Genomic DNA, 23,111 nt, shown 5'->3' on the forward strand with positions numbered 1-23,111 from the left:
CGCTTTGTTTCCTTTTAACCAGGATAATTAACCAAAGGAGCTTCTGCTGGGGCAACTGTCGCCCAGCCTGTTGGGAATGATTGATTGACTACTTGGGCATACTCAGAAGCGGCTTGATTGGATGCAGGAGATGGTTTGTGAGTTGCAGCTTTGGCAAGCCATTGGTGATAATCTTCTGGTGATTCAACCACTACATCAGCTTGCATAGTTGCAAAGTATGTACCGCTATATTGGGAATCTGTGAGTCGATATTTACCAGAGCGAATAGGGGTGAATTCAAAGTTGATAGTTTTGTTGGGAACTATATCTTGCTTGAGTCGAAAGGCAGGAACGTAGAAGCCGTGCAGAACATCCTCTGATCGCAATGCCAAACGTACTCTGCGATCGCTAGGCAAGTGTAGTTCGGTACTGGTGACATTTTTTTCTGGGTAATGGAAAACCCAAGCCCATTGTTTAGCAAGGACATCGATTTGTTCTATATGCTCTAAATTTGATGCGATTTCAGAAGACGCGGAGATATTATCAAAAATATTCCCCGCGTCCCCGCGTCCCCGTGTCCCCGTGTCCTCTTGGTTCCCCGCGTCCTCTACTGTTACCGCATAGGCTGATTCCATCCCCATCGGCATATGCAAGTGCATTAGATGATTTGGCCCTTGAATGCCCATTTGTTCGTAGATTTGGTAGCTGTAACCGGCAATCCAAAACACGAGTAGAATTGGGATTGCTGTCCAAACAACTTCTAATGTCACATTACCCTCAATAGGAGGGCCATCGCAAATCTCGCCCTTTTTCGCCCGATGGAAAATAATAGAATACATTAGCGTTCCGGTAACTCCCAAAAAGATGAATGCACCTAGAGTTACCAAGAAGCTAAACAAGTCATCAACTAGTCGAGATTCAGCCGCAGCTTCTGGAGGTAGCCAAGAGTAAGCCTGCTTCCCGATCCAGAGACTGGTTGTAGTGAGCGCGATCGCACTCGTGATCAATGTCAAAATCTTTAATAATTTCTGGATTTTCATAGCAACAAATTCAGTTATCAGTTACCAGTTATCAGTTATCAGTTGTTCACTGTTGACTGTTAACTGTTTTCGGTTATTTGAGCATTGCGTTCAAATCTCTGCCTACTCGCAGCAATTGATCGGCGGTATTGTGTACCCCAAACTCGGCAGCTAGTTGCGCTCCCAATGTGCCGTGCACATACATTACAGCCATGATTGCCACTCCCACAAATAGATAGCTCATCTGCACTTGTCTATCTTCGTGTTTGCGCCAAAGGAAGCGTTGGAATCCACGCCAAACTGTCATCCCAACAATCAGCGCTAAGAGTAAAACACCACCTACACCATGCCAGAGCATTGTTTCCATTGCCTGCATTCCCCAGGCGCTCTTAACATCTAGTGGTGCTTCTGCCAGCATGATTTCGTAAAAGCCTGCACCAACTGTAAAAAAGGTGATAATGGCTGAAGCGAGCATATTGTACCAGCCAACATCAAAGAAGTTGGCACGCTCAACTGGGATTGCTAAAAACTTGAATACCCATTTCTCCAAGGGGAAAAATACACCGACAATATCAAAGAAAATCCCGATAATAAACAGCCCTAAGGTGAGGTGAACTAAGTTGGGATGAATAGGAACAGAGTATGGCAGTCCATTTGTGCCTAATTGTACTTTTAATTGTTCAATCAGTTCGGAGTTCATCGCAAAATACCATCCTTTACTGCTTCAACAACTGGTACTGTATGCAATCCATACACCCAAACAAGTTGATCGCCCAGATATACTTGCATACCAACGATGACAGCTAATACTAACCCCATTCCTAAATATGCGATCGGTAGTTTGTAGGGATTACGTAGGCGAATCACATAACGCCAAGCTGTAATAGCAGCAATTATTCCTGAAAGTGACCAGCCAATCAATGTATGCATACTCAGTACCGATTTGGCTAGAGCATAAGGTTTTGCTAATCCAGCTTCAAATTGTCCAAAAATGATAGCGACGAAAATAGCGATTGTAGCGAGAAACATATTCCACCAACTCACCTCAAAAAGACGGTGATTGCTAGTAAAATAGCCAATTACATCACAGATAAAAGCAAACAAGACCATCGCAATTACAAAATGGACAATAATGGGATGAATCGTATCTGGATATGGTAAATTGTGGTCGTTCAGACGCGTAAAAAACTCAAGCATAGAATTCTCCTAAGCATATTTACGTGCATCATATAAGCCAAATTTCAAAGATTCACATCCAATCCAAGCAACACATAACCGATATCTATATTTAAATATCTGTGCAGCGGAATTCGGTTAACCTAAAATCAACTGGTTGTAGCCTTGGATGAATTTGCTTCTATTTCTACATTAATTTTAACAATTCACACATTTTCATAATATTCTTTAACAAAAGTAAAAAATGTATTTTTTAACCAAAATCATAAATACTAAATGTGAATAATAAACTATAATTTTAAGAATGTAATTATAGTCACTTTTTGTTACTAATAATTTGTATTTGCAGGTACAAAATATTTTTTAAAATGTAGACAATAAAACAGTTTAATTAGAAAAAAGTAATATATTCACCTGCTGCAACTAATTAAATTAATATTGTTGTTTTAGTCTTTGTTTTTATTTCAAAAATTTTTCGATAGGATACTAATATAACCTATATTTTAGGCTTGGTTATTTAAATCATGTAACATTCCTGTTTATCAAGAAATCAACCAGGAGGCAGAAGAGTTTACCAATTCTGTATGCTGAGTTCTTGATTCTGCGTTATATTTAATTGGAAATAAATGTGATGCGATCGCTAAAAATATTTAGTTGCTACCAATAAATGCTAACTATTATTGGTTGCGGTAATCTTAACCGTAGAGACGATGCCGTAGGCGTAATTATAGCCCAACGCCTACAGCAATATCTTGCCGCACATCCTCATTCCCATGTACAAGTCTATGACTGTGGTACTGCGGGCATGGAAGTGATGTTTCAAGCAAGAGGTAGCAAACAGTTAATAATTATTGATGCAAGTGCAACAGGTTCCAAAGCAGGTGCGGTATTTAAAGTCCCTGGAAAAGAACTAGAAGCACTGCCGGAACCCAGTTATAATTTACATGATTTTCGTTGGGATCATGCTTTAGCCGCAGGTAGAAAAATCTTTGAGAATGACTTTCCCCAAAAGGTAATAGTTTATCTAATTGAAGCGGAAAATCTTGACTTTGGTTGGGAATTAAGCCCTGCTGTTAAGCATTCTGCTGATTTGGTGTTTGCAGAAATAACAGCTATTATCGATGGGTAGTGGTTAGTGGGTAGTATTTAGTAGGAGCGGGTTTTTTTGATAATCTTGCCGTTCAAACTGATAATTTATCTTCTAAACCCGCCCGTACCGTGATTAGTAGTAAATAACCTACTACTTAAATTCCTGTTCCTTTTACCTGTTTCCTTCTCGATACACTGAGAGTTCATCTACCCTCATTTCAAAAGGCATTCCCAAATTAGTTGGTGGACAAACTCTAATCTTAGCACTGCTAATAATTTCACCCAGCACTGTTGCCATTGGTACTATTTTTTGTAAAACACGCCAGTTAGTAATTTGATCCGGACATTCAATTACCAAAGTCATAGCATTGGCACAGGTAATTACATACCAACGGCAAATAGATAACAAATTTTGTATAGTGCGATCGCAAGCATCATAAAAATATGTGCTAATAGAATTCTCTAGCTGCTGGCGCAGTATAATATCTGCTGAAGTTAGTTGAGTCGGGTGTGAGTCATCATGATTTAAGCAATAATTAGTCATTTTTTTCTCTCTTTACATCTGAGGCTGGTTTTGTATAATCACGACATATAGTATGTCCTTGTTTCTGGAAAATCCTGAATTTCATCTCTATACATAGAACTGATTTCACATCCGTGGTTGCGTGAAATCTTTCAAGTTTCAGGCTAGGAAACTCTAGTAACTTCTGAAAACTTTTCTGTATAAGTTTTTCTTGATAGCCTTTGATAACGTAATTTGACTGAAAATAGTTAGTTCCACAAACAAAAGCAACTTTCAGCCTTAAGCGTTAGACTTACTTTATTTATACATATCCAGTAATCGCACAAGCTGTGATAAACTCTTTTTCCCAAGATCTAAATCTATATTGAGAGTGAGTTTACCAAATAGAAAAATAGTACGTATTTGTCGTAGACATTAACTCAGTCAGTAATTGTACTCAGAAGATGTCTACAATCTCTAAAGCAATATCTCACGCTCCAGTTTTGTATCTCCAGCTAGATTTATAATAAACACAACTAATTAAAAAAAAGAATCCTCTGATACTATTAATCAGTAAAATATAACTCTCTAAACTAATATTAATTAATTTCTAAATTAACCTTAGATAATTATTCTCATTCTTTCAAAGAGAAGATACTATGTATTTTGCCATTAATTCTCACAATCTGTACGTAAGTTCCTTGTGACTAGCTCACTTTTGCTGATAATTTGATTCTTAACTATTGATAAATTTAATGTTGATAACTCTTCTCAAATAAATAAATTGCTTAAGCTTGATATAAAAGAGAAATGGTGGATTTTCTCCACCATTCTTTAAAAACTTGTAGCTACATCATTAAGTATTAAAGAGTATCGCCTACCAATTGAAGCTATTAACTAACATTTGCTAATTTCCGTTCATCAGAGAATAGCTCTCTAGCCGATTTTTCTGATTTTGGCGCGCCATAAAAACAAGCTTCTGCTTCTAGTTCGTCTACCAAATCCCAAGCTTCTATAGCTTTTTTAGAATCAGCACCACAGTTGCTGGAAACTGAACGAGCATTGGATATCGCTTTTTGGAGTTCTTTTTGCAAGAATGACAATTTGGGCTTTTCAAGGAAGTCACCTTTCATAATAATATCGGTGACGGAAATAATACCCAATAGTTCACCTTGGATAACAGGCGCACGCCATACACCTGTACTAGCAAATAGCCGTGCTACATATTCCACATCAAGATCGGGATTGACGACAATACAAGGCTTGCTCATAATTTCGTAGATGTGTACCTGTTTGGGATCTTTCCCATGAGCAACCACCTTGGAGACAATATCAGTCTCGGTAACAATACCGTAAGCATCCCCGTCGTGACGAGCTTCGACAATTAAGCATCGTAATCCTTTGAGCCTCATAAGTTTGACTGCTTCTGCGACAGTAGCCGAACCGCGAATGGTAGCTACATCTTGAGTCATGATGTGTTTAGCTCTCATAATTTCTGCTCCTTTTCCTTTTCGCAAGGAAACTGGTTCTACATTGCTGCAATTCTTTCCTTACTGCATATGCCTCCGGCATACACGCTTCATCTAAACTGACGCTGAACTGTAAGAAATCAGAGTTGCTATTTCAAAAAGCAATTACGAAACTTGAAATTGTGTCGTTTCATGTCTTAATAAATCTGGCTTTTACTGGAAGAAGAATTACGCATTTACCCGTGATTTTTACCTTGAAGATAACTTAATTTATTCTTGATCTTCAGTTTAGCCAAGATTTATTTATTCTTTAATTACATACAAATCTAATTGCTTTTTGCTGCTAGGTATAAGTGTTGAGACAATAATTGAGCCTACATTTATATATTATCTTTAGAGAAAATATGCGCAAGGGTTCAGTTATAAAACTTTGCAAAATTCACTAAGAGCAAAATCTTAAAACAAACAAAAGTATTTGTATTTTTTAACTTTATTAAGCAATCAAAGTATGAACTTAGTCTCTGCTTAAAAACATAAACAAAAGTAAAGTTGTAATTAAATATCAATAATAAATAGAAAGCAGAGTTGCTTCCCAAGGAATGGAGTATTATCTAAAAACAGTTTCAGCAGTATTAACTCGTATCAATAAGATATCTGACTTCTCACATAATTCGAGTATTTGTATCTTTAAGCATAACAACAATAGTTCTACAGTTTACGTGCAACTACGTGAAAAATATGCCAGTGTTTTTCTTCTCCTAGTGCCGTCTTACCAAGATGATCTTCTTCCTTGAACATTTCAACTTTAAAGTCTCGCAGCATCTGTTCTACCTGATCACGGGTATGATGGGTAATAGAAGTATAAGTAGCCCAAGAATCACGCTCTCCAAATAATTGAGCCGAAAAGCGACCACCAGAACTTAAAGATGTAACAATTTCTTTCCATAATTTCGGAAAAGATTCTGTCGGACAAAACGGTAGTGAAAAACTAGCATTTACTAAATCTACCAATTCTGGCAAAGTTAAATTTTCAAAGCGAACAACGCGGGTTTGTAAAAGTTTTAAATCAATATTAGGATAATTTAACAAACGGGTAATGGCTTCTTGTTGTCCATCAATTGCTAATACTCGCCAACCACGACGCAACAGTTCGACGGTATCTCTTCCTTCTCCACACCCCAAGTCAACTGCGAAATAAGACTTAGAAGTACTTGGATTTTCTTTATCAAAATAATCCAAAGCTGTAAGCAGAGTATCTCGTGGTGGACGTCCCTCTACAGCTTGATAGTAAGCTAACCACTTGTGCTCAAAATCTCCACTATCTGATTTATAAATTTTTGATTCTGACATGATTTATACAATTACAGTCGTAAATTATAAAAAATCTCTGAATTATTATAAACAAAATCTGAAATACACATAATGTATTATGTAAAAATAAAACTACTGTGATAGCATGAGCGTGTTAAAATTAGTAAATTTTAAATATGAAAATAAGTGCTCGTAACGCTCTCAAAGCTACTGTAAAAAAAATTGTTCCAGGTTCAGTAAATACTGAAGTCACTTTAGAAATAGCACCAGGAGTAGAAGTTACTTCAATTATCACAAAAGCCTCAGCCGACAGTCTTCAATTAGCAGAAGAAAAAGAAGCTTATGCTGTTATTAAAGCAACAGATGTAATGGTTGCTGTTGATTAAAAAATTAGTTAGTGGTTAGTAGGGGAGCCAGTGCGATGGTGAGGCAGCGCGCCCTTGGGGGTTAAGAGCGTTGTAGCGACTGCCGTAGATGCCCGGTAGACAGGCGTAGCCTGGCTTCTCGGAGAGTAGCGGCTTCTGTAAGTAAGGGTTTCCCGGCATAAAAGAGCGTAAGCGCCCTTGCGGGTTAAGCGCGTTGTCGCGACTGGCGTCAAGTGGCGTTAACTGGCGTGCGGGTTTTGCTGATAATCTTGCCGTTCGAACAGATAATTTATCTTCTAAACCCGCCCCTACAGTGGTCATTATCCACTATCTACTCACCAAAAACCCTAAAATTACCTCGATTAACTTATGGGTGAAAGGGAAACTATCAATCACCATTGCAGCACACAGTAACATCATGTAGAGAATCGAGAAAAGAAAGAGCGATCGCGCTAATTGTTTATCCTCTGAATTTTGTAACAACACCCAAGCTTTTTTGATAAAAATAGCTCCCAGTACAAAAGCAGTGCAGCCATAAATTGCACCCATGACGTTGAGAGGTTCTAATAATAAAAATGTCGTGGGAATTAGTAATAAACTGTACACCCATATTTGACGAGCGGCAGTAATATTATCAGCAACTACCGGCAACATCGGTACACCCACCTTGGCATAATCTTCGCTAATCATCAATGCCAGCGCCCAGAAATGAGGAGGTGTCCATAAGAAAATGATCGCAAATAAGAGCCACGCTGTCCAGCTTACACTACCTGTAACTGCTGCCCAACCTACTAACGCTGGAATTGCCCCAGCCGCCCCGCCAATGACGATATTGAGAGATGTATGGCGTTTGAGTAAATGAGTATAGACGCCCACATAAAACAAAATACCGGACATTGCCAGCACAGCACTAAGCAAATTCACAAAGACTGCAAGCAACGTGAAAGAGATACAAGCTAGAGCGATCGCAAATATTAAAGCATGAGCAGGCTGCACCCGCCCGGAAGGCAAAGGGCGGTGACGCGTGCGTTCCATTTCATAATCAATGTCGCGATCATAAATGCAATTAAACGTCTGGGCGCTAGCAGCAGCAAAAGTACCACCAGCTAAGGTGAATAGTAGCAATACAAAGTCTAATTTTCCCCTAGACGCAATAGACATACTAGCAGTTGTGGTAATCAGCAGTAGGGGAATAATTCGGGGTTTAGTGAGTTGGTAATAACTCTGAATAACTTGTAAAAAATTCTGATAGTGGTGCGTGACAGTATTACCTATCATATTGTTAACAATACCTCATTCGTGAAAAATATCTGCCGCTGACAGTTTAACTACCTATAAATAACTCAGATATAAACGCTGCCGGCAATTTTTAGATTAATTATCAAGCTTTTATTTTTTATTTTGATAACAAAGTAGAGAAAGCATACTTCTAAAGTAATAAAATTATCTAGCATCAATCTTAAATTTATTACTTGACTTAGAATCTTTCTTCCTAGATTTGATATAAACTAACGATTCTTGTTCTCTCATCCTGAACAATTCTAATCAAGAACTCACAACCTAAATCTGACAAACATTGATAAGTATAAAAACTCAAATCCTACTCTATGACCACTATCTTTTGTGTTCTGATGTACAGAGTATTTAGTTGTTACTTACTATATTGTTTAGCTATTGACTAGTTCTATGCCATTAACAAAAAATGAACTTATTTTCAGTATACTAGTTAAGTCAAAAAAATAAAACATTACTTGCTTGATTATTTATAAAATAAAAATAAAAAAACGTTAAAACAATTACAAAATAGATTATAGTTAAATAAGAAAAGATATTTTTGAATATAACAATTATTCATGAATATACTTTTCATTAACTAGTAAATAGTGTTAAATCTTCAAAATATAAATAAGAAGTCATAGCTGTGCAAAAGCTATAACTTCAAGATTCGCTAGGAAAAGAGAAAATGAAGGGAAGAAAGAATAAAAACTTTAGACAAGATAAGGTTCTTGATGAGTCTTAATCGTGCAATTAGAACGTGGATAGGTTACACAAAGTAAAGCGAAACCTTTGGAAACCTGATCGTCATCAAGGAAGATTTGCTCAGATTGATCGATTTCACCTTCAACTACCTTACCAACGCAGCTAGAGCAAGAACCAGAGTGACAAGAGAATGGCAACTCAATTCCATTTTCCTCTGCTGCTTCTAAGATGGTAGTCTCTTCATCAACTTCGATTGTTGCGTCAAGGTCTTCTTTTTTGTTGATTAATCTAACTTGATAAGTTGCCATTTTTGTGTTCTCCTCAAAAAACTTGATAGTTGTTAGTTGATAGTTGTTAGTAGTTAGTTATTTGAATAAGGCAGGAGGTGAGCCAGATTGTTTATGCATTCAGTAGTTTAAAGTTGATGAGCGAATACCTACTAATTACTACCCACTACCTACTGTACGGGCGGGTTTTATTAATTATCTCTGGGTGAAAACCGACGATTTATCTTCTAAACCCGCACGGCAGGTACTAACCTCCGGGTAGACACGTAGACGGACGTAGTCCGGCTTCTCGTAGAGTAGTGGCTTTTGAAAGTAGCTGCCCTGACGGGCGTCTACAAGTCGGCACAGCCGCAAGGGCGCACTGGCTCCTTTATGCCGAGGAACCCGTCCACCGTGCTGCCTCCCCTACTAACTACTAACTATTAGTTATTAACTGCAAGGTACGCCCGCAGAAGAACAATCACTTGTTTTGAATGACTTGCCGCACCCACAGGTTTCAGTTGCATTAGGGTTGATAAACTTGAAGCCGCTTTCCATGACGCCATCAATAAAATCAATGACAATCCCTTCTAATAGGGGTGCACTTTCAACATCAACATAAATGGTTACCTTACCTTGCTGAATCACTAAATCATTTGCTTGTGGCTTACTAGTGACATCCATTGCATATTCGTAACCACTGCAACCACCATCTTTAACAGAGATGCGAATGCCTTTAGTTGTGTCGTTGGCATCGGGAGTAGAACCTGCTAAAAATGCTCGCAATCGAAATTCTGCTTTTTCCGTCAAAGTAACAGACATCTGACCTCCTGACTATTGAAAATTTGTCCTCTGTCATTCGTCATTTGTCCTTTGCTGCTCGTTATTTGTTGATGTTTCCAATCATTTTTCAACTATTAACTAACAACCAATAACTAATGACTATTGTACGGGCGGGTTTAACGAGACATTACGTTAGCCCGCACAGAGTGACGGCTAAACTCGCCCCTACTGACTAATGACTGTGGATTTTGATTGCAAGTATCTCCAAGGCGCATTATTACCACACACTGGGCAAGAGCGATCGCGGTAAGAATGACGCTTGGCAAATTCCATCCGAGCCAGATCTATTGTCAGCAGTTGTGATAGGAGAGGTTGGCTAAATCCAGTAATCAGCTTGATTGCTTCTAATGCAGAAAGACAAGCAAGAGTTCCAGATACAGCACCCAACACTGAAAATCCACGCCGATCCCAATCTGGTTTTTCGGGAAACAGGCAAGATAAACAAGGTGTTACACCGGGAATAATGGTAGTTAGATAAGCTTCCATCCCATCCATCGCTGCTTCCACCATTGGCTTACGCCAGCGCACGCAAGCTTCATTCAACAAATCGCGCTCCGTAAAATTATGGGCGCAGTCAAGTGCCATATCTGCGGATTGCACCAAAACATCCACATTCTCCGAGGTGACATATTCATGAACTGCTTCTACCTTGACATCAGGATTGATTGCTTCTAAAGTTTCCTTTGCCTTAAAAACCCTTGGCTTACCAACCCAATCATGCGTCATTAAAATCTGACGATTCATATCATCAAGCCGCAGATCGCCACCTCGAACTAGGATCAGTCGCCCAACGCCTGCTACTGCTAGGTAAAGCGCTGCCGTACCGCCCAATCCCCCCACACCCGTCACCAGAACAGTTGCTGACTTCAGGCGCTTTTGTGCAACTTCGCCAAAAGTAGGGAGCATCATTTGGCGACGGTAACGTTCTAACTCGGTAGGCGTTAGGTCTATCACTTTTTACCTCCTAATCAGAAGTGATTTCTGTCAGCGTAATTACATTTTTAGGCTTCTGGTTAAACACTTTGAACAGCTTTTGTTCTTGAGGTGTGGATTCGAGAAAAACCTGATAAGCCTGTTGTAGCGCTTCACAATATTTACTTAACTTATCTTTGGAACTAAGGTCAGTATAATTCTCATCAATTTCTTGAATATATTGGGAGAATTTTTTTAGAATATGTAGACGATTTACATTGACAACCTTTTGGTCATAAGGTAGCTGAAAAAACTCAAAATATTCCTCTGCTTCTGTAAGCTTTTGGAACTTATCCCAATCTTCGCTCATTTATTTCGCTCCATTTGTTTCAGTTGTTGCTTTAATTCATCTAACTGACAATAAATTTTATAAGTTGCAGCAGCAACATCCATAAGTTTTTCGTAATCTGTTGGTAATCCCTCTGCTAAATCGTGCAGATCCATTTTCATTTGACCCGCCTTACTATTAAGACGTTTAATTTGAGTTTGTATTTCTTCAATTGTCATTTGTCATTGATTGAGCATGGTGAACACAATAGTCAGAGTCGTCATTTGTCATTCATCATTTTTTACGAATGACTCATGACCAATGACCAATGACTAATGATGAATTATTTACAGTTTTCCTACTTCTGGAAAACGTTGAGCTAATTCCACGCCTTTTTGTACTAATTTTTCTCCTTCTTTCGCTACCTTTTCTAAAGATTCAAACCCAAAACGATGAGCATCTCGTAAGGTTTTAACAGCTAGTAGTAAACGACCTGAGAATACTAGCGCCCAGCCAAAACCCTCATGGCTTAAATCAACTACAACCTGAGATAAAAGACCCGTTTCTTGTTCAATCCGGGCTGCAACAGCTCGATAAAATGCTATAATTCTTGCTACTGTGATCGGATCTACTTCACCCTCAACAGAAATTTCACGTTTCTTTTGTTTGGTAACAATAAAAGGTTTTAGTATCAACTCATCCGACCAATTGCGATATACTCCATAGCTATCTTGTCCACGAATTTGTTGCACTATTGCTTTCAAGAAAGGTGATTTTAAAACTTCTGTTGTAGCTGTTCCATTCACACTATTAGTTGCGCTCATACCGTTGCTTCCTCCTCTAATTCATCTTCAAAGTTGCGAGATTTTTGCTGTAGGGCTTTACGCAACCAAGGTGGAGGACTCCCCTGCAAAGTTCTGACTAGGTTTTCCAGAACATCAGTTATTTTTTCTTGCTCAGTTCGTGCTTTAACTGGAGTAACGCCTTTCTTAATTAAACGTGCAGCAGCATTTCCGCCAATTGCAGATACATAAACAATTGTGCAATCAACAAGTGCATCCAATTTAGGAACTAATTTATCCTCGTTCCCATCTTCTTTGAGATTTCCACCAAAGTTTAAGGTTTCTACAAACTGAAATCCTTCGGATGATATCTCATAAATATCAATTGTTTTAGCCCAGCCAAAGTGAGCATTAATATGAACTCGGTCGTTAGTTGTGAAGGCTATTTTCATTTTCTTTCTCCTACATTAGGGGCTAGCCTTTGGTGATTGGGTATTGGGGATTAGATAATTAAATTTTGAATTTTAGATTTGCGATTGTGGATTGGAATTTAATCTAAAATTCCTAATCTCTAGTCCCTAGCCCCTAGCCCCTAGCCCCCATTACCAATCACCGTAGATGTTAGTATCTTTGATACTTGCTTCCTCTGCCTCTAAAAAGAGGTTGCCAATGTCAAATAACATTTGGATCGTGCCTTTGTAGCCCACTTTGGTAGATTGACCATTACCCAAACGGTCAAAAATGGGAATTCCCTGGCGATAAAGAGGGATGCCAAGTCGTTTGGCGATCGCTGCAATGTGAGAGTTGCCAATTAGTAAGTCAGATCCTGCTGCTAATTGCTCAAAGTCTTCTAGATCGCTAATGATGACTTTATCAATGGGGAGTTTTTCCAATAAGGGCGATCGCGTTGTCGTTACAGCTGCTTGTATTTCTGTCCCCATTGATTGTAAGAAACAAACTGTTGACCACAGTAAATCTGGCTCCAATGCTAGAGAAACTCGTTTGCGTCCAAAGTAAAAGTGAGTGTCTAGCATAGCATCTTGCAACTGGCGACGTTGGCGACGGTATTTTTCTGGTACGCTATTACCACTCAATTGTGCCAGACATTGCAAAAATCGATCTGTTGGTTCTAACCCTGTCAGTTCAGCAAATACCTCAAACGGCATGCCGAAGCGTTGTTGCAAAATTTTTGCTGCATTCCGCATACTTTCGCCCAATGCCAAAGTGAAAGCAGAACTGCCAACTTTATGCAGTTGTACCAGAGTTGTGCCACCGCCTGTAATCGGACTGTAAGAATCATCTAAGTGACCATCCAAAGAAGCGGAAAGGTCAGGTACGATAATCGGTGTAAATCCGAAAGCAGTGACTATCTCTTTCACCTGTTGCACATCCCCTGGTGCAAAGGCAGAACTCATCAAAATCGTGATTTGCTGTGCCTTTTTATCACCTGGTAGGGGAATCTCTTTGACTGTGCTTTCCACCGCAGCAGCAAAGCCATCTTGTAATGCACCTTTAAAATCTGGAGAGGAAACCAAGATAATTGGCAATTCATCCAGTTCTGGATGACGTTTGCGGAAATCTTTGAGAATACCTTCCATATCATCCCCTCTGGTTTCCGTTAATCCAGTCGTACACAAACCGATGATTTCTGGTTGTGACTTTTGTACCAGAGTTAGGATTGCCTCTTCAACATTCTCCTCACCACCCAAAATTGTGGTTACTTCGGTCATTGCCGTGGTCGAGAGGGGAATTGCCTCCCTAAAATGCCGCACCAATATCACTTTAGCGAAAGCAGTACAACCTTGGGAACCGTGGAGTAAAGGCATCATTCCTTTCAGTCCTAAGAAGGCAAGGGCTGCACCCAAAGTTTGGCTTTGTTTGAGAGGATTAACTACAACTGGTTTATTGGGAACAACGACAGTCGCCATCAAACTTCCTCCTCGAAAGATGCAGAGAGTGGGAGGCGAATTTCAGGCGATACGGAGACGCAAAGAAACGGAGACGCGGAGATATTCCCCGTGTCTCCACTTCCCCGTGTCCCCGTGTCCTTATTTCCTGCGTCCTCTTCCCAAGGTGCTGGCTTACGTACTTGCTCCCATACCGGACTGTAAAGCGCTTCATCTAGCTCACGCGCCATTTCTACCATCCCCACATAACCTGCATAGGCGTGGTGGCGTTCCTGATTGATATCTAAAAAAGGAATCCGGGCTTTGAGAGCAGTGTATTGATTACGACCACCAGCAACTAACATCTCGGCTTTTGTTTCACTAATCACCCGCAGTATTTCTTGAGGATTGCCCTTTTCCAGGGTGATGCCATCTTGACCGAGTAACTCTTTAATACGGGTTTTATCTTCTTCCGTACTTTTTTTAGTACTGGTAGCAACAACTTCCATTCCCAAGTCTTTCGCCGCAGAAATAATTGACCAGCTCTTCACACCTCCAGTATAAAGAACAACGCGCTTGCCTTTAAGACGGGCGCGATAGGGAGCTAGTTTTTCTTGTAATGCAGCGGTTTCTTCAGCGATAAGCTTTTCCGTGCGTTCCTGTAGAGCAGGGTCACCTAATTGCGCGGCAATATTCCGTAAACAACGGTTCATGTCCTCCACACCGTAGAAAGACTCTTCAATGTAGGGAATGCCGTAACGCTCCTTCATTTTTCTTGCCATATTAATCAAGGCTTTGGAGCAAATCATTACATTGAGCTTGGCACGGTGGGCATAACAGATTTCTTCGTAGCGAGAGTCACCGGTCATTTTTGCCAAAACACGGATGCCCAATTTTTTTAGCAGTGGTAAGACATTCCACATTTCACCGGCGATATTGTACTCACCGATAAGGTTGATATCATAGGGCGTGGTGTATTCAGGTTCAGCAGTACCAACAACGTGTTCTAACAATACTTCACCAGCAATTCGGTTGCCAAGATTTTTGCTACCTACAAAACCAGGAGAATTGACAGGGATAACAGGGACGCCTATTTTCTTGGCAGCAGCTTGGCAAACTGCATCCATATCTTCACCAATTAAAGCAGTGACACAGGTAGAATAAACAAATACTGCTGCTGGTTGGTAACGTTGGTAAATATCTAAGATAGCTTTGTAAAGCTTTTTTTCACCTCCAAAAATTACATCATTTTCACTTAAATCGGTAGTAAAGCCAAACTTATAAAGTTGAGGGCCAGAAGAAAGACTACCACGACTACCCCAGGAATTACCAGCGCAGGCGATCGGCCCGTGGACTAAATGAGCAGCATCAGTAATCGGTACTAGGGCAATCATTGCACCGTCAAAGGAACAGCCCCCTTGAGCAGCCCCAGGTTGAGCTTGTTGTTTGCAAGTCTTATTTTTTTTGTCTCCATGAGTATGATGATTATGCTCGCATCCTGGTTCAGAGAGCAGCTCATTGATTTTGCCTTGGGTGATTGTCATCTGTTTCCTCGCGCTGGATGAAAGTTGTTAGTTGTCCTTGGTCATTTGTCATTGGTCATTTGTTTTTGTTATCGGTCATTTGTAATTTGCTAATGACTAATAACTAATGACTCATAACTAATTAGTAATCGATAATGAGTATTGAATAATGAGTAATATGTAACGACTAGCAAATATATTTCGTGACATCTTCTCCACATTCATCGCTGAGATAAGATAAAGCACGAAAACGTAATCCCACAAAATTGTCATATAAAGGATTTAGCTTGCACAGTGCAGGAATATTAAATGTACACCCAAATATTTTAATACTCCGCTCAAAGGGACAACAGCAAGGAATGAATTGGCAAATTAGATGAGCAAGATGATGGTTTTTTACTTGAATATTATCCACGAACCGACGCAATGGATATAGAATATCAAAACCACCAGATTTTTGATAGTTTGGTGGATGAAAGTTAGGGTGGTTGTGAGTGTGATTTACAGAGGCCATCTTTCACAAATTGGGTAATAATTTCAAAGAAAAAAGGAATTGGGGATTGGGAAGAGGACACAGGGACATGGGGACGCGGGGACACGCAGAATTGATCAGCATGTTCTTGCCCCTTGTCTACGCCAGTCGCTACAACGCGCTTAACCCGCAAGGGCACTTACGCTCCCTTGTCTTCCCCTCCCCTTGTCCTCTTCTTTGCCCCTAATCCTTCATTGGCACGTTGCGAGTTGATGAGATTCTTAACGAATCAAATCAAAGGAGATATCGGTCTTACCTGCAATGTTGCTGCTGCGATCCAACTCATCAAGGATGGTGTTAACAATCCAGTTGAGTAAGTTCAAACCACCTTGGTAACCAAGTGTAGGATAGCGGTGTAGGTGGTGGCGATCAAATAGAGGATAACCAATACGTACCATTGGAATCTTGGTATCACGCCATAGGTACTTACCGTAGGAGTTACCGACGAAGAAATCTACAGGTTCGGTAAACAGCAAAGAGCGTAGATGCCACAAGTCTTTGCCAGTCCAAACAGTTGCTTGCTTACCGAAGGGGCTAGCGCTGAGGATTGCTTCCATTTCTTTCTTGAATTCCTCGTCACCGTTGTTGCAGAGGATGTGTACTGGTTCAGCACCCAATTCTAACAAGAAGCTAGTGACGCTATAGATTAAATCTGGGTCACCGTAGATAGCGAACTTCTTGCCATGAATCCACGCGTAGGAGTCAGTCATGGCGTCAACCAAACGACCACGCTCATCTTCTAATTCTTGAGGAATGGGCTTACCGGTCATTTCAGATAAAGTCATCAAGAACTCGTCAGTACCTTTCACACCAAATGGGCGCAGGACTTTGGTTTGCTGTTTCCACTTAGTTCCAATGTATTCACGAGTTTTATTAGTAGTGTAGCGCTGTAGGGCAACGGTAGCTTCTGCATTAATAGAATCAGCAGCATCTTCCAGCTTTGTACCACCTGGGTACATATCATACTCACCAGTGTTGGGAGCATCCAGGTAGTCGCTGTTATCCGCTAAAACGGTGTAATCGATACCCATTAAACCCAACATCCGCTTTAATTCGCGGTTGTTACCAACATAGGTATCAAAACCAGGGATAAAGTTAATTTTGCCGTTGGTTTTGTCCTTCTTCTTACCTTCTGTCAAATTAGACAGAATCCCCTTCATCATGTTGTCGTAGCCAGTGGTGTGAGAGCCAACGAAACTGGGGGTGTGGGCAAAAGGTACTGGAAAATCTTGGGGAATCGAACCAGCATTCTTAGCGTTAGTGATAAAAGCACCCAAGTCATCACCGATAACTTCTGCCATACAGGTGGTGCAGACGGCAATCATCTTGGGCTTGTAGAGTTGGTAAGAAACTTGCAAGCCTTCGATCATGTTGTTCAAACCACCGAACACGGCTGCATCTTCAGTCATTGAAGAAGACACGGCTGAGAATGGCTCTTTGTAGTGGCGGCTGAGGTGAGTACGGAAATAAGCAACGCAACCTTGAGAACCTTGAACAAAGGGTAAGGTGCCTTCAAAACCGACAGCAGCAAAAATAGCGCCTACGGGTTGGCAACCTTTAGCAGGGTTGACAGTTAATGCTTGACGGGCAAAGTTCTTTTCACGGTACTCCCAACCTTTTGTCCATTCAGAAACCCGTTGAACTTCTTCTGGTGAGTGTGCGCCTTCAAACTGCTCGTGCTTGTTCTTAAAGAGTTCTTGGTACTCTGGCTGTTGAAATAGTTGTACGTGATCTACGATTTTTTCGGGATTCTGTGGCATTTGTGTATCTCTCTATTGCTTGCTGAATGGGTGATGGTGGGTGAGCAGTGCGGGGATAGCCGAGGGGTCGAATCCCGGAGGGAGTTACGAGTGGTGAATGATGAATAATGAATGAAACCAATTATTCCATCCAGCATTCAGCATTCATCATTCTTCCCTTTGTAGCTGGGGTGTAAACCCCAGGCTATCCATCTATTTCCCTTTGAACTAGGCAGCGTTAGCCTTCGCTACGGACTTTTTCCAAGGAGTGCCTACTAAGCTCCAAGTGGGGCTGTTAAGAGCCAAATCCATGTCACGAGCAAAAACTGCGAAGCCGTCGTAACCGTGGTAAGGGCCGGAGTAATCCCAAGAGTGCATTTGACGGAAAGGCAAGCCCATCTTCTGGAACACGTACTTCTCTTTGATACCAGAGGCAATTAAATCGGGTTTCTTAGCCTTAACAAATTCCTCGAATTCGTAGGCGGTAACGTCGTCGTAGATGATAGTAGCGTTGTCGATGTAGTGGGTTGTGCGCTTATAGTCGTCGTTGTGAGCGAATTCGTAGCCAGTACCAATTACTTTAATACCCAAGTCTTCAAAAGCGGGAACAACGTGACGAGGACGCAGACCGCCAACATACAGCATGACTGTATTGCCTTCAAGGCGAGGACGAAACTTCTCGACGATCGCATTCATTGCCGGTGTGTACTTAGCGATCACCTTCTCGGCATTTTCTTGGATCTTGGAGTCAAATTTAGCAGCAATCTCACGCAGAGATGCAGCAATTTTGGTAGGGCCGAAGAAGTTGAATTCCATCCAAGGCATACCATAGGCTTCTTCCAAACTACGGCAGATGTAGTTCATCGAGCGGTAGCAGTGGATGAGAACTAATTTAGCTGCTGGCCCTTGGATCAACTCGTTGAGAGTACCATCACCAGACCACTGGGCAACAACACGCAAGCCCATTTCTTCTAATAACATCCGGCTTGCCCAAGCATCACCACCGATATTGTAGTCACCGATTAGTGCTACATCATATGGCCCTGGCTCGAAGTCGATTTTATTTTCTTTCTTCGCTTTATCAAATTGGGGGAAGATCCAATCACGGATAGCGTCGTTAGCAATGTGGTGACCGAGAGATTGAGAAACACCTCGGAAACCTTCGCAACGCAGAGGTACTACAGGTTTACCAATTTGTTTAGCAGCTTTCTTAGCTACGGCTTCGATGTCATCTCCAATCAGACCAATGGGACATTCTGATTGAATTGAGACACCACGGTTGAGGGGGAAGAGTTCTTCAATTTCTTCGATCATTTTGGTGAGTTTTTTATCACCACCAAAGACGATATCCCGCTCTTGGAAGTCGGAGGTGAAGTGCATGGTACCGAAGGAATCGACGCCAGTTACACCGACATAATAGTTACGACGACCAGACCAAGACCAGTAACCACAACCAACAGGCCCGTGGCTAATGTGGATCATGTCCTTAATCGGCCCCCAGACTACACCCTTAGAACCTGCATAGGCACAACCACGAGCGGTCATTACACCAGGAACAGATTTGATGTTAGACTTAACACCGCAATCAGCCTTGCCTTCTTCGTGAACGTTGAGGTGTTTTTCGCGCTTTTTGCGAGATTTTTCGGGGTAGGCTTGGAGAACTTCTTTAATTAGTTCTTTGTGTTCTTCTACAATATTCTTGTTTTCTGGAGGTGTCATAGTCTGCCTCGATTACTCTTAACGGATCGGGAAATAGAAGGATGGAAGTGAGAATAGAGAAGAGGGGAGGAGAAGGATGAAGGTTGAAGGCTGAAGGCTGAAATGAAGGGAGAATTTCATACTTCATACTTCACACTTCACACTTTCCTTATCTCCTGATTACGGTATTAGCTATTTGCTGGTAGCTTCAGCAGGCTTACCGATGATTTCAGCGTGCTTGGTATCGTCGTCGAGGATACCGTATTCAATCAACAATGCTTCTAGATCGTCCATTTCCATTGGTGTGGGAATGGTGAGTTTATCGTTGTTGATGATCTTCTTAGCTAGTGCGCGGTATTCTTGAGATTGGTTACTGTCGGGTGCGTACTCGTTAACGGTCATACGACGCAATTCTGCGTGTTGAACGATGTTGTCACGAGGTACGAAGTGAATCATCTGGGTGTTGAGTCTTTCAGCCAGGTTTTCGATCAATTCGGCTTCACGGTCAACTTTACGGCTGTTACAAATCAAACCACCCAAACGCACACCACCAGAGTGAGCGTACTTAAGAATACCACGAGCGATGTTGTTAGCAGCATACATCGCCATCATTTCACCGGAGGTAACAATGTAGATTTCTTGTGCTTTACCTTCACGGATAGGCATAGCAAAACCACCGCAGACAACGTCACCCAACACGTCGTAAGATACGAAGTCTAAGTCTTGGTAAGCACCGTTTTCTTCCAAAAAGTTGATGGCGGTGATGATACCACGACCAGCGCAGCCTACACCAGGCTCAGGGCCACCAGACTCCACGCACTTCACGCCACGGAAACCGGTGAGCATTACTTCTTCGAGTTCTAAGTCTTCTACTGCGCCGCGCTCTGCGGCGAGGTGTAACACGGTGGTTTGAGCTTTACTGTGCAGCATCAAACGGGTAGAGTCAGCTTTGGGGTCACAACCTACGATCATAATGCGCTGACCCATTTCTGCCATCGCAGCTAGGGTATTTTGGGAGGTGGTAGATTTACCGATACCGCCTTTACCGTAGAATGCGATCTGTCTGATATTCTCAGTCATGATTAATGTTTCTCCTGCTATTGGTTTGGTGGGTAATCGAGTATTTGTTTTAGAGGTTCACGTTGATTGGGTCAGCAGTGACCGCTTGATAGAACGTCGCCGGTGGTTAAGGTGGCGATCGCTCTACCACAAAAACAGTTGGAATGTTCAGCATATTTGTCCTTTGTCATTTGTTCTTTGTCATTTGTCCTTGTGTCATTTGCTAATGACCAATGACTAATGTACAGACGCGATTAATCGCGTCTGTACTAACTAAACTGCTTCAACGACAATGTCTTGGCTGACGCGATCGCGCAATCTGGATTCGATCGCAATCTTGAGTGTGGCGGTGCTGCTTGAACAAGAACCACAAGCACCTTGCAGTATTACTTTGACGCGATCACCTTCTACGTCGTACAGTTCCACATCTCCCCCGTCGGCAATCAAAACGGGTCTGACTTCCTCATCTAGTACTCTTTGAATAAGAGCAATTTTTTGCACTGATGTCAATTTCTTTGCAGATGTCTGTCCATTGGTGTTGGGGGAAGCACTGACAAGGGTAACGGCTTGTTGTTGCACGGATGCAATAATGTCATCGATATTTGCCAAACACGATCCGCATCCGCCACCTGCTTTGACGTAGTTTGTTACATCTTCGGCAGTAGTAAGGTTATTTTCAACAATTACGCGCCGGATTTTTGACTCGCTGATGCCAAAGCAGGTGCAAATTAGCGCTCCTTCGTCATCGTCGTCATGAGCTTCTCGCTTGATACCCCGGTAATTATAAATAGCTGATAAGAGCGCTTCTTGTCCCATTACCGAGCAGTGCATCTTTGCTTCTGGCAGTCCGCCAAGATGGCTGGCAATATCTTTATTAGTAACTTTTAGAGCTTCATCTAAGGTTTTACCCTGAATTAGCTCGATCAGAGCTTCAGAAGAAGCGATCGCACTAGTACAACCAAAGGTTTGAAAGCGAGCGTCGAGGATTGTTTCGGTGTCTTGCTCAACCTTAAGGTGCAGTCTGAGGGCGTCTCCGCAAGCAATGCTACCTACGTCACCAACAGCAACTTTAACTCCTGGTTCACCCTTGTCTTCTATTACTCCCTGATGTTTGGGATTGTAGAACAAGTCCAATACCTTATCTGTGTAGTCCCACATAGCCTATTTTGGATTTTGGATACTTCGACAAGCTCAGTACAAGTTTTGAATTTTGGATCGGGGATCGGGGGATTGGGAGAAATTTTTATTTACATTCCCCTTGTCTCCCCTTCCTCTTTCTAGCCCCTAGTCTCTAGCCCCTAGCCCCTATTACTGCTTGCTCTTGCTCTTGCAGCCAAGCAGCTTCATCATTCTTAAAGGGTGAGAGGGCACGCAGATGCTCGACAATACCGGGCATTACCTCCAGCACAGTATCTATTTCAGCGTTTGTTGTGTAGCGAGAAAGACTGAAGCGAATCGAGCCGTGCAAAATTGTGTAAGGTATGCCCATTGCCCGCAGTACGTGGGAAGGTTCTAGAGAGCCAGAGCTACAAGCAGAACCAGACGAAGCACAGATGCCGTGTTTGTTCAGGTGGAGGAGAATTGCTTCACCTTCGATATACTTGAAACCGATATTGGTGGTGTTGGGCAATCTCTGCGTAGAATGACCGTTAACTTCACAGTCGGGAATTGTGGCGATGATAGTTTGTTCTAGGCGATCGCGCAGTTTCTTTTCTCTAGCAGTTGCTTCTTCTATATGTAGTGATTCTAATTCTGCTGCTTTACCTAAACCGACAATTCCCGGTACATTTTGTGTTCCCGAACGGCGTCCGCGTTCTTGTCCACCACCAATTAACATCGGGCGGAATCTCACACCACGTCGCACATACAAAGCACCAATTCCTTTGGGTGCATGAATCTTATGACCGGACATGGTTAACATATCAACGGTGCTAGCCTTCATATTCATCGGAATTTTACCGACTGCTTGCACCGCATCGACGTGGAAGAGAGCGCCATGCTCTTTTACCCGCATCCCAATTTGTTCAATTGGGAATACCACACCAGTTTCGTTGTTCGCATACATAATCGACACCAGGGCGGTGTTACCTGTTATTGCGGCTTCCAATTCATTAAGATCTAACTGTCCCTGGCGGTTTACCGATAGATAAGTAACGGTGTAACCTTGGTTTTCTAGTTGTTTACACAAAGTCAGCACCGCAGGGTGTTCGACTTGGGTGGTAATAATGTGTTGCTTTTGCGGTTGTGCTAATAGTGCAGCTCGAATCGCGGCGTTATCTCCTTCCGTACCACCACTTGTAAAAATAACTTCTGATTCGTCTGCACCAAGTAGGGCTGCGACTTGTTCTCTTGCTTGGTTGACTACTCTGCTAACTTGTCCACCAAAGCTGTGCATACTAGAGGGATTGCCATAATAATCCGTCAAGTATGGCAGCATCGCCTCTACAACTTCTGGATCTACTTTAGTGGTGGCATTATTGTCGAGATAAATACAATTCTTTTGCATTGCTCCAATTCTCTATAACAAGAGCCAAAAACTTTAGATTTTTCTTTTAGCTAACAGTGTGATGAAGGAGAACAGGGAAGGGGAGAGTGAGGGAGTGGAGAGTGGGAAGAATTCTTCTCCGTGTCCCCTTGTCTTCATGTCCCCCCT

General features: G+C 41.8%; 24 protein-coding genes. 2 read left to right on the top strand and 22 right to left on the bottom strand.

Features of this window, described 5'->3' with window-relative positions; genetic code table 11:
- Positions 1–14: 14 nt before the first annotated feature.
- The 3 genes from U2718_RS04825 to U2718_RS04835 all read right to left on the bottom strand — a co-directional run bounded on the left by U2718_RS04825 (position 15) and on the right by U2718_RS04835 (position 2,195).
- Entirely contained in the window at positions 15–1,019 is a 1,005-nt protein-coding gene (locus U2718_RS04825; protein ID WP_341995568.1) for a cytochrome c oxidase subunit II, read from the bottom strand.
- Positions 1,020–1,092: 73 nt separating this feature from the next.
- Positions 1,093–1,698, bottom strand: a complete 606-nt coding sequence (locus tag U2718_RS04830; protein WP_341995569.1) for a DUF2231 domain-containing protein — start codon at positions 1,696–1,698, stop codon at positions 1,093–1,095.
- Positions 1,695–2,195 (bottom strand): DUF2231 domain-containing protein, encoded by a 501-nt coding sequence (locus tag U2718_RS04835; protein ID WP_341995570.1) that lies wholly within the window; start codon positions 2,193–2,195, stop codon positions 1,695–1,697. Before U2718_RS04835 ends, U2718_RS04830 begins: the two co-directional genes overlap by 4 nt.
- Positions 2,196–2,841: 646 nt before the next feature.
- Here U2718_RS04835 and U2718_RS04840 point away from each other — a divergent pair.
- Positions 2,842–3,303, top strand: coding sequence for a hydrogenase maturation protease (locus U2718_RS04840; RefSeq protein ID WP_341995571.1), 462 nt, complete (start codon positions 2,842–2,844; stop codon positions 3,301–3,303).
- Between the two features lie 132 nt (positions 3,304–3,435).
- Here the strand turns inward: U2718_RS04840 and U2718_RS04845 are convergent, their stop codons facing one another.
- From U2718_RS04845 to U2718_RS04855, 3 genes are all read right to left on the bottom strand, one after another.
- A complete protein-coding gene (locus U2718_RS04845; protein ID WP_341995573.1) occupies positions 3,436–3,807 on the bottom strand; it encodes a hypothetical protein in 372 nt (123 codons plus the stop codon).
- 851 nt (positions 3,808–4,658) lie between these two features.
- Positions 4,659–5,255: a CBS domain-containing protein gene (locus U2718_RS04850; protein ID WP_341995575.1), complete on the bottom strand. Its 597-nt coding sequence runs from the start codon at positions 5,253–5,255 to the stop codon at positions 4,659–4,661.
- A gap of 687 nt (positions 5,256–5,942) precedes the next feature.
- Complete coding sequence (locus tag U2718_RS04855) at positions 5,943–6,584, bottom strand: class I SAM-dependent methyltransferase (RefSeq protein ID WP_341995577.1); 642 nt, start codon at positions 6,582–6,584, stop codon at positions 5,943–5,945.
- Positions 6,585–6,721: 137 nt separating this feature from the next.
- Between U2718_RS04855 and U2718_RS04860 the strand changes: the two genes are divergently transcribed.
- Complete coding sequence (locus U2718_RS04860) at positions 6,722–6,931, top strand: molybdopterin-binding protein (RefSeq protein WP_341995579.1); 210 nt, start codon at positions 6,722–6,724, stop codon at positions 6,929–6,931.
- Positions 6,932–7,237: 306 nt separating this feature from the next.
- Here U2718_RS04860 and U2718_RS04865 read toward each other — a convergent pair whose 3' ends face one another.
- From U2718_RS04865 to nifS, 16 genes are all read right to left on the bottom strand, one after another.
- Positions 7,238–8,188: a heme o synthase gene (locus U2718_RS04865; protein ID WP_341995581.1), complete on the bottom strand. Its 951-nt coding sequence runs from the start codon at positions 8,186–8,188 to the stop codon at positions 7,238–7,240.
- Positions 8,189–8,898: 710 nt separating this feature from the next.
- The gene (locus U2718_RS04870) at positions 8,899–9,198 is read right to left on the bottom strand and encodes a 2Fe-2S iron-sulfur cluster-binding protein (protein WP_016872348.1); all 300 of its coding nucleotides are present in this window, start codon (positions 9,196–9,198) and stop codon (positions 8,899–8,901) included.
- Positions 9,199–9,606: 408 nt separating this feature from the next.
- Positions 9,607–9,978 (bottom strand): iron-sulfur cluster assembly accessory protein, encoded by a 372-nt coding sequence (locus U2718_RS04875; RefSeq protein WP_341995583.1) that lies wholly within the window; start codon positions 9,976–9,978, stop codon positions 9,607–9,609.
- Between the two features lie 186 nt (positions 9,979–10,164).
- Positions 10,165–10,953, bottom strand: a complete 789-nt coding sequence (locus tag U2718_RS04880) for a HesA/MoeB/ThiF family protein (protein WP_341995585.1) — start codon at positions 10,951–10,953, stop codon at positions 10,165–10,167.
- A gap of 10 nt (positions 10,954–10,963) precedes the next feature.
- Positions 10,964–11,281 (bottom strand): nitrogenase-stabilizing/protective protein NifW, encoded by a 318-nt coding sequence (gene nifW, locus U2718_RS04885; RefSeq protein WP_341995587.1) that lies wholly within the window; start codon positions 11,279–11,281, stop codon positions 10,964–10,966.
- Positions 11,278–11,478, bottom strand: a complete 201-nt coding sequence (locus tag U2718_RS04890) for a CCE_0567 family metalloprotein (RefSeq protein ID WP_341995589.1) — start codon at positions 11,476–11,478, stop codon at positions 11,278–11,280. The genes nifW and U2718_RS04890 overlap by 4 nt, the downstream gene beginning before the upstream one ends.
- Before the next feature lie 108 nt (positions 11,479–11,586).
- The gene (locus U2718_RS04895) at positions 11,587–12,063 is read right to left on the bottom strand and encodes a NifX-associated nitrogen fixation protein (protein ID WP_341995591.1); all 477 of its coding nucleotides are present in this window, start codon (positions 12,061–12,063) and stop codon (positions 11,587–11,589) included.
- Complete coding sequence (gene nifX / locus U2718_RS04900) at positions 12,060–12,473, bottom strand: nitrogen fixation protein NifX (protein ID WP_341995593.1); 414 nt, start codon at positions 12,471–12,473, stop codon at positions 12,060–12,062. Before nifX ends, U2718_RS04895 begins: the two co-directional genes overlap by 4 nt.
- Positions 12,474–12,623: 150 nt before the next feature.
- Positions 12,624–13,949, bottom strand: a complete 1,326-nt coding sequence (gene nifN / locus U2718_RS04905; protein WP_341995595.1) for a nitrogenase iron-molybdenum cofactor biosynthesis protein NifN — start codon at positions 13,947–13,949, stop codon at positions 12,624–12,626.
- Complete coding sequence (gene nifE, locus U2718_RS04910; protein ID WP_341995596.1) at positions 13,949–15,451, bottom strand: nitrogenase iron-molybdenum cofactor biosynthesis protein NifE; 1,503 nt, start codon at positions 15,449–15,451, stop codon at positions 13,949–13,951. Before nifE ends, nifN begins: the two co-directional genes overlap by 1 nt.
- Before the next feature lie 166 nt (positions 15,452–15,617).
- Positions 15,618–15,944, bottom strand: a complete 327-nt coding sequence (locus tag U2718_RS04915; protein WP_341995597.1) for a Mo-dependent nitrogenase C-terminal domain-containing protein — start codon at positions 15,942–15,944, stop codon at positions 15,618–15,620.
- A 239-nt stretch (positions 15,945–16,183) separates the two neighbouring features.
- Positions 16,184–17,722, bottom strand: a complete 1,539-nt coding sequence (gene nifK, locus U2718_RS04920) for a nitrogenase molybdenum-iron protein subunit beta (protein ID WP_341995598.1) — start codon at positions 17,720–17,722, stop codon at positions 16,184–16,186.
- A gap of 207 nt (positions 17,723–17,929) precedes the next feature.
- Entirely contained in the window at positions 17,930–19,420 is a 1,491-nt protein-coding gene (nifD, locus tag U2718_RS04925; RefSeq protein ID WP_341995599.1) for a nitrogenase molybdenum-iron protein alpha chain, read from the bottom strand.
- 171 nt (positions 19,421–19,591) lie between these two features.
- Positions 19,592–20,482: a nitrogenase iron protein gene (gene nifH, locus U2718_RS04930; protein WP_200862408.1), complete on the bottom strand. Its 891-nt coding sequence runs from the start codon at positions 20,480–20,482 to the stop codon at positions 19,592–19,594.
- A gap of 249 nt (positions 20,483–20,731) precedes the next feature.
- Positions 20,732–21,616 carry a Fe-S cluster assembly protein NifU gene (gene nifU / locus U2718_RS04935; RefSeq protein ID WP_341995601.1) on the bottom strand — a complete coding sequence of 295 codons (885 nt, stop codon included), beginning with the start codon at positions 21,614–21,616 and terminating at the stop codon, positions 20,732–20,734.
- 133 nt (positions 21,617–21,749) lie between these two features.
- Positions 21,750–22,964, bottom strand: a complete 1,215-nt coding sequence (gene nifS, locus U2718_RS04940) for a cysteine desulfurase NifS (RefSeq protein ID WP_341995602.1) — start codon at positions 22,962–22,964, stop codon at positions 21,750–21,752.
- Between the last annotated feature and the right edge of the window lie 147 nt (positions 22,965–23,111).

Source organism: Chlorogloeopsis sp. ULAP02 (assembly GCF_038404745.2).
GTDB lineage: Bacteria > Cyanobacteriota > Cyanobacteriia > Cyanobacteriales > Nostocaceae > Chlorogloeopsis.

Coding starts and splice junctions, on each gene's coding strand:
- U2718_RS04825 (WP_341995568.1), bottom strand. CDS start 1,019: ATGAAAATCCAGAAATTATTAAAGATTTTGACATTGATCACGAGTGCG.
- U2718_RS04830 (WP_341995569.1), bottom strand. CDS start 1,698: ATGAACTCCGAACTGATTGAACAATTAAAAGTACAATTAGGCACAAAT.
- U2718_RS04835 (WP_341995570.1), bottom strand. CDS start 2,195: ATGCTTGAGTTTTTTACGCGTCTGAACGACCACAATTTACCATATCCA.
- U2718_RS04840 (WP_341995571.1), top strand. CDS start 2,842: ATGCTAACTATTATTGGTTGCGGTAATCTTAACCGTAGAGACGATGCC.
- U2718_RS04845 (WP_341995573.1), bottom strand. CDS start 3,807: ATGACTAATTATTGCTTAAATCATGATGACTCACACCCGACTCAACTA.
- U2718_RS04850 (WP_341995575.1), bottom strand. CDS start 5,255: ATGAGAGCTAAACACATCATGACTCAAGATGTAGCTACCATTCGCGGT.
- U2718_RS04855 (WP_341995577.1), bottom strand. CDS start 6,584: ATGTCAGAATCAAAAATTTATAAATCAGATAGTGGAGATTTTGAGCAC.
- U2718_RS04860 (WP_341995579.1), top strand. CDS start 6,722: ATGAAAATAAGTGCTCGTAACGCTCTCAAAGCTACTGTAAAAAAAATT.
- U2718_RS04865 (WP_341995581.1), bottom strand. CDS start 8,188: ATGATAGGTAATACTGTCACGCACCACTATCAGAATTTTTTACAAGTT.
- U2718_RS04870 (WP_016872348.1), bottom strand. CDS start 9,198: ATGGCAACTTATCAAGTTAGATTAATCAACAAAAAAGAAGACCTTGAC.
- U2718_RS04875 (WP_341995583.1), bottom strand. CDS start 9,978: ATGTCTGTTACTTTGACGGAAAAAGCAGAATTTCGATTGCGAGCATTT.
- nifW (WP_341995587.1), bottom strand. CDS start 11,281: ATGAGCGAAGATTGGGATAAGTTCCAAAAGCTTACAGAAGCAGAGGAA.
- U2718_RS04890 (WP_341995589.1), bottom strand. CDS start 11,478: ATGACAATTGAAGAAATACAAACTCAAATTAAACGTCTTAATAGTAAG.
- U2718_RS04895 (WP_341995591.1), bottom strand. CDS start 12,063: ATGAGCGCAACTAATAGTGTGAATGGAACAGCTACAACAGAAGTTTTA.
- nifX (WP_341995593.1), bottom strand. CDS start 12,473: ATGAAAATAGCCTTCACAACTAACGACCGAGTTCATATTAATGCTCAC.
- nifN (WP_341995595.1), bottom strand. CDS start 13,949: ATGGCGACTGTCGTTGTTCCCAATAAACCAGTTGTAGTTAATCCTCTC.
- nifE (WP_341995596.1), bottom strand. CDS start 15,451: ATGACAATCACCCAAGGCAAAATCAATGAGCTGCTCTCTGAACCAGGA.
- U2718_RS04915 (WP_341995597.1), bottom strand. CDS start 15,944: ATGGCCTCTGTAAATCACACTCACAACCACCCTAACTTTCATCCACCA.
- nifK (WP_341995598.1), bottom strand. CDS start 17,722: ATGCCACAGAATCCCGAAAAAATCGTAGATCACGTACAACTATTTCAA.
- nifD (WP_341995599.1), bottom strand. CDS start 19,420: ATGACACCTCCAGAAAACAAGAATATTGTAGAAGAACACAAAGAACTA.
- nifU (WP_341995601.1), bottom strand. CDS start 21,616: ATGTGGGACTACACAGATAAGGTATTGGACTTGTTCTACAATCCCAAA.
- nifS (WP_341995602.1), bottom strand. CDS start 22,964: ATGCAAAAGAATTGTATTTATCTCGACAATAATGCCACCACTAAAGTA.